Below are 15934 nucleotides of genomic sequence, written 5' to 3' on the forward strand. Positions count from 1 at the left end.
CAGAACCGTACGTGAGCCTCTCAACTCATACGGCTCCCGTTGCCCGGTCGAACCTCATTCCCATAGACATGCCAGTGCACGAACAACGATGGACAGGCCTTCTTCATCCGGTTGAGCCAGTCAGCACTGCGGCGCCTGTGCCCCGCGAGTGGTTTGTACTTCTGACGGGCCCAGCGCTGCAACTTCAAGTCAAAGTGATTGAAGACCTTGCGCATCGCCGTTTTGTAGAAAGCTCCATAGTAGTTCCACCACCCACGAAGCGTGGCGTTGTACTGCTTTGATAACTCCAGAAGGCTGGCCGGTGTTTGCCGCTGGATATTCCAGCTGCGAGTTTGTTGACGCATCCGTTTCAAAGCCTCGTTACTGGCACCGGGCAGGAAGCTGGTAAAACGGCGTCCATGATTGCCCCATGCCACCCGTGGCCGGAAGGTGAATCCCAGAAACGTGAACTGCGTGCTTGGGTAATCTGCTTTACGGTTACTGTCCTTGCAATAAATAATCTTCGACTTGTCCGGGTGCAGGGTCAGCGGACACGCCTCCAGGCGCGCCTTGATTGCCGCCATGACCTCGCATGCCTGCTTTTCACTGCGGCAATGAACCACCGCATCGTCGGCATAGCGTGCAAATGGACAGCCCGGAAACGTCCGTTGTATCCAGGCATCGAATGCATAGTGCATGAACAGATTCATCAACAAAGGACTGACCACCCCACCTTGGGGTGTACCGCTGTCACGCGGTACCTGAATGCCATCAGCCGTTTCAAACGGTGCTTTAAGCCACCGCTCGATGTACAGCACCATCCAGTCTTCCTTCACATGATGCCTAACCGCTTTGAGCAGCAGTTCATGATCGATGTGATCAAAAGCCCCTTTGATATCAAACTCCACCACCCAATTCATATTCCAGCAGCGCCTGCGAGTGATCTCCACCGCTTGTTTGGCTGACTTTCCAGGCCGGTATCCATAAGAGTCCGGATGAAACAGCCTGTCCAGATCAGGTTCTACAAGTAGCTTGACGACTGTCTGAGCCACCCTGTCAGCGACTGTTGGAATACCCAGCTTGCGTTTGCCTCCTGATTGCTTCGCAATTTCCACCTGCCGTACCGCTGGCGGAAAATAGGAGCCCGATGACATCCGGTTCCAAACCCTGTACAGGTTACGTTGCAGCTTCTGCTCGAACTGGGCAATAGACTGTTCATCTATTCCAGCGGCTCCTCGATTGGCTTTCACTCGCTGGAAGGCCTCCCAAACTGTCAGTTTGGAAATGCTGTACGACTTTGCTGCACTCATGCCGCTCCTCCCCGCCGAAGCCGGTTGACGACACAAGCGAGCTGGACAACGCCATCCCTTCGCTCCATTCTCATTACAAGAACTTCATCACTACTACGAATGGCTCCGCCCCTCGACCTTTGCATCGGTATTCTTCCTTGCGGTGGTAACCGCTTGTCATTTCTCTTGGCATCAAAGGCGAGGTTCTCACGTTCCCTATCAAAGCCTGTATCGAGCTCATGCCGCCTATACACCGGCTGCCATCTGGACAGTAGACAGGTATCTTCCAGACTGATCCCGAGGCTACTGGGCGACCTCGGTTTTGACAGCATTTGAATCCTTAACGATGCGTCTTCGGACGGTTTGCTTTCGCTCATCTTCTCAATACGTACCTGACGCCGTTATCGGCGCCTTTTCCAACGGTCGCTCACCACCACGCCTTTTGAACGCAGCAGCACCGGGCGGTTTGAAGCCAGCTCCTGCAAGCAGACTCCGGGAGGCCTACTCCCATCTTTGATAGAGCATCGCTGGCTTACGCCAGCGTTCGTGACACACCCCAATAGAGGATTTTCACCCGATTACGGGGGCGATTCAGAAAGACGAAAAGCACGGGGTCGAATACCGCTACCTTGATATCTAGCTCGACCAGGGCCGCGAGGCCGTCAATGGATTTTCGGAAGTCCACGGGCTTGGGGTATAGGTACACTTTTCGACTTTGGCGTCGGGACGCATCATGACGGACTGGCTCCAGAAAGAAATCGGGAGCACAGCATCGACATCAGGTTTCGGCTTGGAATGTGGGCTTCATGGAGCGCTTACGTTGAATCTATGGATAATGTGAAAACGGTTGATGGGTATGGGCGAGGTGCGCCTGCAATGCGGACTATCCCCCTGAAACAGTGCTATTAGAGGAAAGATTCATAAGTTAAGGACCGGAACGGTCTGTTTTTCGACCGACTCATGGTTTTTTGAACCTCAAGTAGCGAGGGCATGAAAAATCGGTGGCCCTTCAAACCTTCCTTAAGCGTTCAAAAAGAACTATAGAAAAAACCAACTCGCAGCGTCGGCCCAACCTGTCGAATTCCCCCATTTTCATGCAGGGTAACTTTATGACTATATATTTAGTCGCCGCACACAGCCTGTATGTCGCGGCTAGAACCCTGTCGCTCCAGCAATGCCAGCGCGTAAACAATTACGATACATACATGTAAATTTAACTTGTAACCCATGAACAATGACGAAAACAGCTCCAGCAGTTAATCTGCCACCTGCACCTCCAGCAACTAAATGAGATAAAGCGGCCGCAGCCATTTAGATGAAGGATGGTTCGCTCACTGGACGGTATTTAAGGCCGTTTCAAGTCGTTCTATTCGGAATTAGGCTCGCGTTATCGAAACAGCTCCCAGACGCGCCCATGCGATGCATTCGGTAACGCCATGCAATAGTGCCGACCTAATCATATATGCACCTCGCAAGGTCGACATCGGACACTTGGGACAACTTCGATTTATGCACAGTTAAAAATCTCACCGCCGCCCCCTGATCAATGCAGGTCATTTCAAAAAAACCGTGCGTCTTATTAAAAATGACCGTTTCCGGTTGTTGGGCAAACTTTACGAAACGCTCACGTATGAACAGTACTTCGTCTTTCAGAGTGACCACTTTCTGGGGAGTTGCAGCCACATAATGTACCTTTAAATTACCCACTGTTTCTTCCACGCTGAACAGGCCTGGCTGAGCCCATAACCCCCAATCAATGCGAAAAACCAAAGCCATGAACATCACCACCCCCATGGTGATCAGCAGAGGGGGTTTATAACGACGCACCATCGCCTCAGCTGATTTCTTTAGTTCGGTTCGTTGCAATTGATCGTCAAGCGCGGTCGCGTTTTTCTCAACACCCTCTTGCCCCATCAAGCGAATGTCAGCCTCCCATTCAGCGCCATCGCGGTCAAGGTAAACAGCATTAAAACGATAGCCGCGCCGAGGCAGCGTTTGAATGATCATTCGTTGCTCGTCGTCCCTTAATACCTCCCGCAAGAGCGAAATCGCTTGATTAAGGCTATTCTGCCCGACCACTCTGCCCGGCCAGGCAAAAGCAAAAATCTCCTTTCGCGTGACCATGTCGTCTGATCGGTCGATTAACACCTCTAGGATTCGAGAGGAACTGAAGTTGAGCTCGTGGCGAACCACCGCACGGCCATCACTTATTACTAACAACTGCTGACTTGGAAAAAATTGTGCGCCATGATCAACGCCGTGAAGTCGAAACGTTCGTTTGTCTATTGTTATTGTGCGCGCGGCACCCCGCTCGATAGTTTCAATCGTAGTCATTACTACAGTACTCCCCACTTACCTGCGACAGCACATCACCGGGAATGGAACGTGCAATCGATAATCCCCCTGTGAAATCGGACACAACCATAGCAATGTAACTACTCCCTGGGCAGTAGGTGGGCAATAAAAACGTTAATGTTGATATAGCGGAGAACTTGCCAGCTCACATGGCTTAAAGATCGTGCTATTTTTATCTTTATTATAGTCAGCGATTTGGGCGATTCCTTAAGACAAATCTGAAATTGACGCAAGAGGCCCTGAACCCAACGCCGAAAGCAGATCCGCTTGATGAACTGGAGCTCGCTGGGCATAACCGGATGCCTTGATTATTTAGTGTGCGGTTTAAACAGCCGCTTGCGCACAATATTTAATTTTTTCACGGATTCGGGGGAGAGGATTGAGCGTCAGGGGTTAGGTCAATTGGAGGTACCACCCAAAAGCATTCCTGCCCGCGGTTGTCGACATGCATTGCATAAGGGCAGGGACCGGCGCACAGCCCTGGGGAATAAGCATTAAGTCCATGAACGTTTAATGGGGTTGCCGGCAAGCCGATCCGCTCCGGAGCACGACATCAAGCCGCCGGCCAGACGGCGATATGGCAAGGTTGGGAGGTGAGTACACCTGATCACCCTCACCAATGCTCTAGCGCTTTTCGGTCAGCGGGGTTAGGCACGGCCGAAGCTTTGCCAACCCGCAACTGCTCACTCCGACAGGCTGCTGCAGAGGGTGTCGATGGCTTCTATCAGATCTTCATATTGCACGGGTTTGGACAGGTAAAGATCGAAATCGAAACTCCTGGCTTTATGCTGATCATGTTCGAAGCCGTAGCCCGTCAGCGCAATGGCCGGCGTAAACTTGTTTAACCGGGTTTGTCGAACTGACTGGATAAGCGTATGGCCATCCATCTCGGGCATACCAATGTCCGACAGGATGACGTCGTAATGTTCCTCGGTAGCGCTGGCCAATGCCAGCAATGGATCGCTGAACGACTTGACCTGCGCCTCTTCCAATTCAAGCAGCATCCCCATGGCCTCCAAGATCTCCGGGGAGTCATCCACCAGCAGGACTTTCAGGTCTTTGAGACGCCCCTTTTGCTGAGTTCTGGGCTCGTCACCTTCAATTTCCAGCGGTTGAGTGGAGAGCGGCAGGAGCACCGTGAAGGTGCAGCCTAGCCCCAGTCCCGCTGATCGGGCCTTGACCAAGCCACCGTGGGCTTGGACCAACTGCCGCACCAGTGACAGGCCAATGCCGAGGCCATCACGCTGTAGGCTCGGCACCTTGGGCACAGCCTGGTTAAACAGGTCAAACACATGCTCGATATCGCTGTCCGACAAACCGATGCCGTGGTCAATGACGTCCAATTGGGCACTTTCTCCCACTTGGCTAAGCACGATTTTAATCTCGGCATTCGATGAGCTAAACTTCAACGCGTTGTGTAACAGATTCCAGATCACCTGTTCCAGGCGCGTGGAGTCGCCGTCAACGATCATGGGTACGGCGTCCGAAGCGGGAACCTGCAGAGTTAATTCAGCACTCGGATACTCCTCGACAGCCAAGGCGTGTATGTCCCCCAGCATGCTCGCCAGGTCCAGCAGACACGTCTTGAGCTTCAGCTTGCCAGTGCGGATGCGCGCCACATCGAGCAAGTCATCGATGATCCGTGCCTGGCTGACAACCGCTTCACTGATGGTGTTGACCGCCTTGCTCGCCTTGTCGATGTTGCGAATGGCTGGCAGGCGGCGCAAAATTTCCGCGTTGAGCTGGATCAGGTTAAGCGGGTGCTTGAGTTCATGGGACATGACGGCAAAGAACTCATCTTTCATGTGGCTGGTGACCTGGTTTTCCGCAAGCCGTTTACTCTGCTCTTCATGCAGACGCTTGTGGCCGGTCAGGTCGCGGGCGATCTTCACATAGCCCATGACCGCCTCTGCCCGCAGCAAGGTGACCTCACCACTGGCGAAGAAACGACTGCCATCCTTGCGCACATGCCAGCGCTCATCTTCGCCACGCCCGTGCTCGCGGGCTTGGCGCAATTCGCTTTGCGGGATGCCTGCGCTGCGGTCCTCGGGGGAAAAGATCAACTCGTAGTAGGCGCCGATCACTTCCGCGCTGCTGTAGCCGAATATCAGCTCGGCACCGGTATTCCAGTCAGTGATCAGGCCTTGCACGTCGAGGATGATAATGGCGAAGTCATGGGTGCTTTCCGCCACCAGGCGCATGCGCTCCTGGCCTGCCCGCAGGTCATCCTCGGCTTCACGGCGTTTGGTGATGTCGATGAAGGTCAGTACAGTGCCATCGATGTGATTCTCGCTGGAGCGGTAAGGCAATAGCCGGGCGATGTACCACCGACGGTCGCTGCTACTGACTTCGCGCTCCATCATGCTTAGAGATTCAAACACCAAGGTGGCATCGTCGGCCAGTTGCGGGTAGTTCAACCGGTGGGTGATGTCCAACAGCGAACGACCAGTGTCCACCGGTAGCATGCTGAAAATGTCCGTAGCCCGGGGGGTGAACCAGCGGATGTGCATGTTACGGTCGACGAATACCGTGGCGATATCAGTTGAGGCGATCAAATTGGCCAGGTAGTCATTGATCTTGTCGGTTTCCTCGACCTTAGTCTTGAGCTCGTAGTTGACCGTCAACAACTCTTCGTTGATCGATTGCAGCTCCTCCTTGCTGGTCTCCAGCTCTTCGGTGGCCGAACGCAGTTCCTCGTTGACAGCCTGCATTTCCTCATTGGAAGCCTTGAGCTCCTCACTGGACGCTTCCGACTGCTCGATGATTTCCTGCAAATCCATCTTGGTGCGCTGCAATTCGTTTTCCAGGCTATTGAGCACCTGGTTCTCAGTCTGCTGGTTCAACTCGTTAAGCGCGATGCTGGGGTCGAAATGCGACACCTCGAACACGAGCAGGCACACCTCCTGCTCGGTGGCCTGGTCCTTGTACGGCTGGGCCATGATGTCCACCAGGTAATCGCCCGAAGGATCCTGCACCCGCACCTTCCTGGACATGATCACCTTGCCACTCTGTTGCGCCTGAAACAACGTCGTGCGCAGTTCCAAGCGCAGTGGTGGCATGACCAATACCAGCAAGTTGCGGCTCATTTCGCCCGCCACGTAGCGCAGAAAGCGGCCTGCACCTTCGCTCATGTGCAGGATGTTGGCATTGGCGTCTACAATCAGGCTCGGCGGCAAGCGATGCTCAAGCGCCCGCTGATGGATATCGGCATACGCGACCTTACGCTGCACGGGCAACATCGGTGGCGGAATCGCCAAATTAAACGAGGTGACACCGCCCCGAGGCATGGTCGGTGCGCGCCGGATAGCAACGCCTCCGGCCTTGGCGCGAAAAATTCGGTTGCGCTTGTCCACCGGGGTAAACAGATCAGGACATGCATCGGCGGACTCGGAGGAGCCCATGAACAGGTAACCGCCGGGACGCAGGGCAAAATGGAACATCTGCAGGATTTCCCGCTGGATGTCGCGCTCGAGATAGATCAACAGGTTGCGACAGACGATCAGGTCGATCTGGGAAAAGGGTGGATCTGACAACAGGCTATGCTTGGCAAACAGAATCTTTTCGCGAATCTCCTTGCGCACCTTGAAATGCTGAGCGTTTTTAACGAAGTACTGACGCACTCGAGTCGGCGGTACATCGGTGAGAATCGCCTCCGAGTATTGCCCGACGCGCCCAAAAGCGATGGCCCGCTCGTCGATGTCAGTGGCAAATACCTGCAGCTTGACGGGGTTGGTTTCTAGCTTCTGATGCTCGGTGCAAAGGATGGCCAGGCTGTACGCTTCTTCGCCCGTGGAACAGCCGGCAGACCAGATGCGCACTTCGTCAGGCTTGGGCTTTTCAAGGCCGCTGCTCATCAAGGCTGACAGTACATGGCGCTCCAATGCCTCGAACGCCTCACGGTCGCGAAAAAAGTTGGTGACGCCGATCAGCATATCGCTGAGCAGGTCATTGGCCTCTTCCGGGTGGTTTTCGAGATAAGTGAAGTAGGCCGGCAGATCCGACTGCGCCGTTACTTGTAGACGGCGCTCGATGCGCCTGAGTACCGTGGCGCGTTTGTAATGTTTGAAATCATGTCCGGTGCGGTTGCGCAGCAGCAACAGAATATCTTGTAGGATCTGTTCGGTAGCTGCACGCTCCCGCTCCGGCGTATTGGTCGGTAGCTGCATATCGTGAGGGGCCGGCAGCTGGATGGACTGCGAATTGCGCCACAACTCCATCAGCTTCTGGGGAATCTCGGCGACCGGCAGTACAACATCCACCAAACCCGTCTCGATAGCTGCTTGGGGCATGCCGTCGAATTCGGCATCCGAAGGCGCCTGCACGATCGTGACCCCGCCCTGCTCCTTGATCCGCGACAGGCCCACGGCGCCATCACTGCCGGTGCCTGACAGCACGATGCAAATGGCGTACTCCTTGTGCACATCAGCCAGATCGCGAAAAAACAGGTCGATCGCGATGTGATGGCCCGGCGGCCGGTTGCCCGTGCAGACTTGCAAATGGCCGTCGTTCATGGACAACTGACTGGCAGGCGAAATGACGTATACGTTATTGGGTTCTATGGCGCAGGTGTCGATTACCTGCTGCACCCGCATCGAGGTGGCGTCCTGGAGGATGTGGTCGGCCACACTTTCGTGGTTCGGCGAAAGATGCAGGACAATAACAAAGGCCATGCCACTGTCGCTGGGCATCTGCGCGAAAAAGGTTTTGAGCGCGCCAAACCCTCCCGCCGAGGCACCAATTCCCACCACCGGGAACGCAAGATGACTGGGCGTGAGTCCTTCTCGCTGAGGAAGGGAAGAATCGTGTGTCGGAGTCGATTTCATTGCTGATTCTCATAAGCCATTGGCCCGTGCGACGCTCCTGAGAGCTGGCCTTGAGTTTAGGTCGTAGCCTCCAGCCGCGCCCCGCGCTACGCAGTCAGGCCTGGGCCTACGACATGCGCTCTTTGTCGGTACGCCACAATGCTCGGATTCTCGAGTGCTTGGCACTGAAGCTCGGCTATGATCAGACCATGAACCCATCATCGATTCGCCGCAATTGGCAAAGCGTTTGCCCATTCAACTCGACTCGCTTAAACATGAGTCGGGTGTTATATGCTGTTTGCGCGCGTGGTTCGGGCGACGCAGGGCACCTGCTCTTGTCAATCGCGCTCATGAGCGGCCGTGCAAGTTTAAACGAGAATGCGGAGCAAAGCGCTCAGCCCCTTGGCCAACGGCATAACCGGCAGTGTGCGATAAAGCCGATCAGCTATCCACCATTATCACGCAGCGGCGTTCGCCCGACAGGGAGGCAAGCAAGAGGGACTGATCAGGCTTCCCGTTGACGTGACACGCTGATGGATTAAATTTGTGATGAACCAGAAGGAACTGAGCTTGCCTATCAATGACCATGAACGCCCCTATGACGCCCCGGCACCGGAGTGCGAAGCGTCGCCGGGCATAAAGAATATCGACGCGTTGGAGCGAGCTAACGAGCCGCAGCCCCTTGGCAAGGCAGAATCGGCCGCCGCCCTCCATCGGTTCAATGCGCCGGGCGGCGCGCGCCCCCCCCCTCCCCCGATTGATGGTTCCCGGGAGACAGCGCAGTATCCCGAACAGCACGTACTTTCCTGCTTCGACCTTCATCAGCGCGCACTCAAAAGTGCTACCGCGCCTAGCTTGATCGTGGACGCCGCTCACAACATCCTGCACCTGAGTGAAGATGCGGGACGCTTTCTGCGCCATGTTGGCGGCGAGCTATCATGCAGCGTGCTCAAGCTCATTCAACCCGAGATGCGTCTGGAAATGTGCATTGCCTTATTTCGCGCCCAACAAAGCGGCGCGGTGATCAAGGCCCGGCCGGTGAGGTTCATCCGCAAGAATCGGCAGTCTTTGGTTCAGCTGGCGGCCCACCCGTACCAACATAGTGGATCAGCATACACCCTGGTGATGTTCGAAGAAGTCGATGTAGTACCCGCTGAAATCCACAGCAAGCCGATCTTACCGGAAGCGCAAGGCAAAACACTCAACCTGCTTGAGCGAGAACTGCAACAAACCAAGCTTTGCCTGCAAACGGCGATCGAGCAATTTGAACTCGCCCAGAAAAAGATGCTGTCAGACAACCAGCAATTACAGGAAATTAACGCCGAACTTCGATTAACCAATGAAGTGTCTGCGCTCGAAACAATCGAGCTGACCTCAATCAACTCCGCTCTGCTGCAGGCCAACGAGGCACTGGCAAGGAAAGTGGAGGCTGGTGAAAAAATCAACGCGCATTTGGCACGTTCGACGGCTGCAGTCGACATCGCCACGGTATTCCTTGATTGCCACCGGCATATTCAATGGTTCACGCCGCGCACCCAAGACATTTTCAACATTTTGCCGGAGGATGTCGGACGCTCGATTCTGGACATCACCCATTGCCTGAACTACGACAATCTGGCGCAAGATACCGCACGGGCGATTGAATCCCTGAAAGGATTCGCGTGCGAGGTGAGCAATACCCACGGTCAACATTACATTGCACGCTTCACGCCTTTGCATCCCAACGAACATCAGGGAGGGGGCGCTGTTCTGACTTTCGTTGAAATGCCCCGACTGCGTGCACACCCACTTCAACGTTACGAAGAGAACCCGCCCCTGCACTCAATCACTCGCGGCGAAGCCTGCGCCCGACAGCGACCTGATGAGCCGCGGTGCAATAACTCGAACCAGGGCGAAAACGGTCGTCTGAGTGAGCAGAACTTGACACGTCATGGCATTGACCTTGCCCGCATGCTGGCCGACCTCCAACAGCGGATGGCCGCCCGATGTTGCGAGATTCACCTCAGCCTGCAACTCCCCGACCCTGGTCAACAACCGATGATGATTGACGGCGACCCGGATGACGTGGAGTGGATCATCCTCAGCATGATAGACAGCGCCCTCAGGGTGATACCAAGCGGAAAACTACGCTTGATCGTCAATTACGACGCGGCAATGGTTGAACTCAACGTCCAGGAAAATGCCCTCGTGATGAGCGCCGATACCGCGCAGGGAACACTCGACCCCGGCCCTGGGACTATTCAGGGTGCAGGACCGGTGATCCTGTCGCGCACTCGGGATTGGCTCCTAATCCCTGGTGGCAGCCTCAAGGGGACGGCCAAGGGTTCAGCTGTCTTCAGCGTGCGCCTACCGTTGGCTGAAGCCCAGGAGCCCTGTGGGACACACACACGTTCAACCGAACATGTCGGGCGGCTCGCAGGCATATCCATATTTCTGGTAGAGGACTCGCCTGAGGTGTTGGAGGCGCTTAAACTATTACTGGAAGCCGAAGATGCTCAAGTCATCGCTTACACTGAGCCCTTGGTAGCACTTAAAGCGGCTCAACGCTGCAGTTTCGACGTGATTATCTGTGATTTAAAAATGCCCCACATGAGTGGTTTTGATTTAATGCGTGCCTTACGTGGGCTGCCTCATGCTCAACGAATCCCGGCCATCGCCTTGAGCAGTTACGGCGCGGAGACCGACGTCGAAAATTCCCTTCTCTCGGGCTTCGATCGACACATCCATAAACCCTTTTCCCATTTTGACGCGTTAATAGATACGATCGAAACTTTAAGGCGAACTCAACTGCATTAAACACGGCAGGGAACGCGATCACCCTGTCATTTTTATGGCAATCTATGCACCCAAGGGTGATCAAAAAAAACCTGACGTAAAGGCGGACGAGATCAGTACCGGCAATTGCTTAACTTGGCAACGTTGCATCCCGATGTAAGTCTCGTCGTAAATGCTGCTTGGCGGCCCAATCGACTGGTCAGTGGGTTGCTTATTTTGCGAGCCGCCCCCCCCTGGAAGGCGCGTATCAGCGCTCTAAATAATATCGCATTTTAAATAACTCATTGGCGTTGCGCAGTCCTAACTTTTTCAGCGCCGCTTGTTTCTGAGCACTGATGGTCTTGATACTTCTCGAAAATTTATCCGCGATTTCGGTGACGGACATACCCTCGAGGTAGCAGCGTAATACTTCAAGCTCTCGACACGTCAAATTCGAACTCACTTGGGAAAACCCCAACCCCTCATATTCCACATCGTCGTGTTGTTCGTGAGAAGAAACGGCTTGGGTGTAAAGCAAATTACTCATGCCCTTGGATAGATACTTCTTACCCGCCACCACTCGCCGCACAGCAGTGATCAACTGCTGCGGCTCAACCTCTTTGCCAATAAAACCGTCCGCACCGCACCGCAGGATCATCGTAACAGAGGCAAAATCATGCACCGCCGATACCACCAACAAACGCACATGGGGAAATCGAACTTTTAACCCCCGCAGCAGGCTTAGGCCATCGACGTCATCGGGCGCCAGGGAAAAATCCAACAACACAATGTCGACCTCCTGATCATGCAAGGCCGTTATCAATAAACTGCTCTTACCAAAACGCCCTATCACGTCAAAGTCAGGCTCACGACTCAAGCACACTTCCAGGCCAAGCAGGATAATTGGATGATCGTCCAGTAGCATAATCCTGATCGGTTTTCGTCCTTGCATTACGTCCTCACAGATATGACTGTCGCGAATACGACCCGAAATAGCATGAATGAATCAGTGATAGGCCCTTGGCTGGGCCGCACCGTACACTGGTGAGTCATTAGCCCTTCATCAGGAAGATTATGGATTTTTCTTTGAAAACCAAGAGCGTGGATTTATGGCGCCCCCCATCTGTGACCGTTACCGGGGTCTGAAGGCAAGATAAAAACCACATATCGCCTTAGGAGTTATCTGAAAATTTTGGCAATCTCACTCACCCGTGAAACGACTCTGGCTTTGAGCGAGTTTGCCATGCCCCGGGGTAAATTAGGAGCCTGAAAAATTGCGAGCAAGTTTCTAGAACCTAACGATGAGTCTGTGTATACAACGGAATCGATGAACGCCTAATTGGAAGGACTGTGGGCACTGCTGCGTCTTATCCACATCTCTGGGTTCGCATGCCAGGAGTGGAGCGATGAAGGCCAAGCCGACACCGCGGCCTTTGGCAGCCTGTAAGGTTGCCCCCTCGACATCGTGCTACCACCATTTGTCGTGCTTACATCACCGCAAACCACTGCAACACGAACGTCTTCCATGGCGCTGAAATTATCCGCGACAGCCGGTGCAAACCGGTCTGACGAACAGCTGTGACCGCGAAGAGCTTCGAAGGCGTCAAGTACGAGACTGGGCGCAGGCCGCTGTAGCTCAGGTGCAGGATAACTGCGCCCCCCACTGCTGTCGGCTGTTAAGCAATACGGCACCAATGGGGAAGCCTTCAATAGCTATGCCATCGTGATCAGAAACGGTACGTAACCCCCAAGCCGAAACCGTTGGCATGGTTGGCGAACTTAGCGTTGTAGGACTGGCCCAAGGCATTGCTGCGATCGACTTTGACGGACTCTTCCTTGAGATAGGCGTAAGCCGCGTCGACGGTCATGTTCGCCAGCACGTCGTAGCTGGCACCGAGACTGAAAATGGTCCGATCACCGGTTGGCATCCGCGGCGAACGGTCGGTGTTGTTGGTGGGCGCCTGGTCGAGGGTCACGCCGGCGCGCAGCACCCATTGCTTGTTGACCCGATAAGAAGTCCCCACCGCGTAGGCCCAGGTGTCGTGCCAGTTCTGTTCTTCCTGGATGGTCCCCAACAGCTGCGGAGCGAATGCGCCGCCCGAGGCCGCAACCCCTGCGTTATTGACCGTGATGTCCTTCAGACGGCTCCAGCGCGTCCAGGTCGCTCCTGCGTAGAGCTTCCAGGCATCATTGAGGTCTTGCGTCACCGACAGGTCCCAAGACTCAGGCGTGTCGATTTTCAGCGAGGCGTCATAGCGACCACTGTTGAGCACTGCAGCCGGTACGTTGGTGCCTTTGCTGACTTCGGTATGGCCATCGAGCTTGTACTTCACGGACGAATGATAGGTCAGGCCCACTCGCGTGGTGTCGGTCGCCTGAACCAGCAGACCGGCGTTGAAACCGAGCGCCGTATCACTGCCCTCGATCTTGATGTGGTTGGAACCGGTGCCGGCGATGGGCAGGTTGATATCCGACTCCAAGGTGCCCGTAATGCGGTTGATGGTCGGACCAAAACCGATGGACACCTTATCGTTGAAGGCGTAACTGACGGTCGGCTGGAAGGTGACGACCTTCACGGCACTCTTGCTGCCAAAGGCTTTACCCTGGAAGCCCTTTTCATAATCAGCCACTAGGCCGAAGGGGGCATAGACGCCAAAACCGACCGCCCACTGTTCGTCGAGCTTGTTGGTGTAAAAACCAAACGGTATCGCCGTCAGGGGCACCATGTCGCCCCTGTTGGTGCCGCTGGAGCGGCCACTGACTTGGCTGATGTGGGTCGAGGCATCCAGAAGCGCAACCCCGCCGGTGATTTGCTGGCCGTCCAGGCGCGCCATCCCGGCCGGGTTACCATACACTGTACTGGCGTCCTCGGCGGAGGACGAGCGCCCTGCAAAGCCGACCCCCATCCCGCTGATGCTTTGTTCGTTAAGGGCGAAACCGCTGGCAAACAGTTGAGCGGAAGCCGTGGCAACAGCCAGCGCCAGCGTTGCCTTGATTATTGTTTTTCCCGTGCGCATTAACATCCCCATCTGTAGTGAAGTTCAAGATACTGCTCCAGAGGGGGAACCTAACAAAAACTTGGGTTTTGACCGTATGAATAAAGGTGAAAACTGCATCCTGATATACAAATAAACATAATCATCAGGCGGCTATAACAATCTCCGTTACAGGATATTTGTAACGCCACGACGGCGCTTGACAGCCTCGTCAAACAACACTAAACCACCCTCCGGTCTTGCACGAGAAAGCCCACTGTCGACCCTGCCCTTTTCGAGCCGTGCATTTAGACAAAAGGCGCATAGACTCCAGCAGAGTGATGGAATTCAAATCACCCAGACGCCAAGTGCCCGGCACCGACTGGTCATTGACCCCACCGCGGGCTAACCGATAAGTCATTTGCCTTGACCGGCTTCAGGTGCTGCAGAGACCTAGACAAAGCGTTTCGCCCCGCCAATTCGTCAAGGCCTTCACACTCGTCGAGCTGTTTATCGATGTTTTTTTCGAGTGGCTACCAAATGCCGCGGCATGCCCAAGACTTACGTCACACCGTACGGGGCCTGCATCCGCCGTCACCGCTAACCACCTCCAGCCACCCCTGGCTCGGACATCACGCTTCATGCCTGTCCGACCCTGCACCCTGAGACTGACTGAAGCTGGGCGGGCAAGGATCAGCAGATCCCTCCGACGAGCCTGTCTACGTGCCGGGCGAGCAGGATACAGGCCTCGGTGTGCGCCCGTATGGCGGCCTGGTAGGCGCGCCGAAACGGCCGCCCTTTTATCGCATTGACGAGCGCGAGCCGCGCCTCGCGGGTGGTGAGAACCGCGGCGAGGTAGGGCCGCAAGAGTTGGGCCTCGAGCATCAGGGGCACCGCTGTTACCGTCACCACCTGCACCGCTCATTTGCGATGCGGTAACGCCATTCCAAGCGCACGCAGTACCAATGGCGCCCGGCGTGTATCTTGTTCAGGTACTCGATTGCGACCCTTCAGCTCGACAACAGGCAGGGTGTACGCAAAAGCGCTAGCGCTCAAGGCCCCTTGCCCGAAAAAGGCAAATAAACACGCCAAAGGGATACGCCCGTACAAGAACCGTGCACGCGTGACGGAGCCTGACGATGAACCATCAGAAGGTAACTTTTTGAATGGCGCAGCGTGCGGGCCGCGGCGGTGATCAGCGGCAATGTCATTACGATTTACAGCCATATAATTGAATTCCTGTGAACGAGCGTGGCGCGGATTTTTCGCGCGCAGTGTCCTTCAAGCGACGCAATAGTCTTGAGTTCACCAGATTTCAACCGCCATATCGCCGTCATTTTTTGCCGTGGATTATTCTTGGCCTCTGCGTCTTTCGCCTCACGTGCATTGCGCATAAAGAGGTTTTATAACAATGCAACTCAACACATTGCGCGGCGAGGGATGAGCTGATGGATACCTATAGTCACTTGATACGGGCCACCTGTTTTGCCAGTTTTGCCAGTTTTGCTGTTGGCGAACTTCGCCATGCCAAAGGTGGAGAAAGCGGTAAGCGATCACTGGGTGACGATTTTTGACCGCGCCTATTACTCGGCTGCCCTCTTGCTCGACTGGCAGCACCGTGAAGCCGAACGGCACTGCCTCATGCGGGCATGCAAACCGCTTAAGTGCGAGGTGATAGAAGTGTTGGGCACCGGTGAATGGCTTGTGCGACTGACTGTTTGCAGAGATGCACTCAAACAATGTCCTGACCTCCCTAACCATTGCCAGGCACGACTGCTTG

The 15934-nt window shown here is 54.9% G+C and carries 9 protein-coding genes; 2 read left to right on the forward strand and 7 right to left on the reverse strand.

From position 1 onward, the window contains the following. Positions 1-20: 20 nt before the first annotated feature. The 4 genes from ltrA to ACYZTX_RS00490 all read right to left on the reverse strand — a co-directional run bounded on the left by ltrA (position 21) and on the right by ACYZTX_RS00490 (position 8446). On the reverse strand, positions 21-1289 hold the full coding sequence (gene ltrA, locus ACYZTX_RS00475) for a group II intron reverse transcriptase/maturase (RefSeq protein WP_462032507.1): 1269 nt from the start codon (positions 1287-1289) through the stop codon (positions 21-23). A 511-nt stretch (positions 1290-1800) separates the two neighbouring features. Further along, the gene (gene tnpB / locus ACYZTX_RS00480; protein WP_462032508.1) at positions 1801-1974 is read right to left on the reverse strand and encodes an IS66 family insertion sequence element accessory protein TnpB; all 174 of its coding nucleotides are present in this window, start codon (positions 1972-1974) and stop codon (positions 1801-1803) included. A 746-nt stretch (positions 1975-2720) separates the two neighbouring features. Beyond that, complete coding sequence (locus tag ACYZTX_RS00485; protein WP_462032509.1) at positions 2721-3602, reverse strand: winged helix-turn-helix domain-containing protein; 882 nt, start codon at positions 3600-3602, stop codon at positions 2721-2723. 704 nt (positions 3603-4306) lie between these two features. Continuing rightward, on the reverse strand, positions 4307-8446 hold the full coding sequence (locus tag ACYZTX_RS00490) for a CheR family methyltransferase (RefSeq protein WP_462032510.1): 4140 nt from the start codon (positions 8444-8446) through the stop codon (positions 4307-4309). 528 nt (positions 8447-8974) lie between these two features. Between ACYZTX_RS00490 and ACYZTX_RS00495 the strand changes: the two genes are divergently transcribed. Then, positions 8975-11221: a response regulator gene (locus tag ACYZTX_RS00495; RefSeq protein WP_462032511.1), complete on the forward strand. Its 2247-nt coding sequence runs from the start codon at positions 8975-8977 to the stop codon at positions 11219-11221. A 226-nt stretch (positions 11222-11447) separates the two neighbouring features. On the opposite strand, the gene ACYZTX_RS00500 is transcribed toward ACYZTX_RS00495, so the two are convergent. The 3 genes from ACYZTX_RS00500 to ACYZTX_RS00510 form a co-directional block, all read right to left on the reverse strand. Then, positions 11448-12131 carry a response regulator gene (locus tag ACYZTX_RS00500; protein WP_462032512.1) on the reverse strand — a complete coding sequence of 228 codons (684 nt, stop codon included), beginning with the start codon at positions 12129-12131 and terminating at the stop codon, positions 11448-11450. Between the two features lie 775 nt (positions 12132-12906). After that, the gene (locus ACYZTX_RS00505; protein WP_462032513.1) at positions 12907-14196 is read right to left on the reverse strand and encodes an OmpP1/FadL family transporter; all 1290 of its coding nucleotides are present in this window, start codon (positions 14194-14196) and stop codon (positions 12907-12909) included. A 651-nt stretch (positions 14197-14847) separates the two neighbouring features. Next, a complete protein-coding gene (locus ACYZTX_RS00510) occupies positions 14848-15039 on the reverse strand; it encodes a hypothetical protein (protein ID WP_462032514.1) in 192 nt (63 codons plus the stop codon). Between the two features lie 563 nt (positions 15040-15602). Between ACYZTX_RS00510 and ACYZTX_RS00515 the strand changes: the two genes are divergently transcribed. Continuing rightward, entirely contained in the window at positions 15603-15728 is a 126-nt protein-coding gene (locus ACYZTX_RS00515) for a hypothetical protein (protein ID WP_462032515.1), read from the forward strand. Positions 15729-15934: the final 206 nt, after the last annotated feature.

The sequence above is a fragment of the Pseudomonas sp. MDT1-17 genome, assembly GCF_054898105.1.

Bases quoted from the DNA above. Each gene is read 5' to 3' on its own strand.
- ltrA (WP_462032507.1), bottom strand. From the start codon at position 1,289: ATGAGTGCAGCAAAGTCGTACAGCATTTCCAAACTGACAGTTTGGGAG.
- ACYZTX_RS00485 (WP_462032509.1), bottom strand. From the start codon at position 3,602: ATGACTACGATTGAAACTATCGAGCGGGGTGCCGCGCGCACAATAACA.
- ACYZTX_RS00490 (WP_462032510.1), bottom strand. From the start codon at position 8,446: ATGAAATCGACTCCGACACACGATTCTTCCCTTCCTCAGCGAGAAGGA.
- ACYZTX_RS00495 (WP_462032511.1), top strand. From the start codon at position 8,975: ATGAACCAGAAGGAACTGAGCTTGCCTATCAATGACCATGAACGCCCC.
- ACYZTX_RS00500 (WP_462032512.1), bottom strand. From the start codon at position 12,131: ATGCAAGGACGAAAACCGATCAGGATTATGCTACTGGACGATCATCCA.
- ACYZTX_RS00505 (WP_462032513.1), bottom strand. From the start codon at position 14,196: ATGCGCACGGGAAAAACAATAATCAAGGCAACGCTGGCGCTGGCTGTT.
- ACYZTX_RS00510 (WP_462032514.1), bottom strand. From the start codon at position 15,039: ATGCTCGAGGCCCAACTCTTGCGGCCCTACCTCGCCGCGGTTCTCACC.
- ACYZTX_RS00515 (WP_462032515.1), top strand. From the start codon at position 15,603: ATGGATACCTATAGTCACTTGATACGGGCCACCTGTTTTGCCAGTTTT.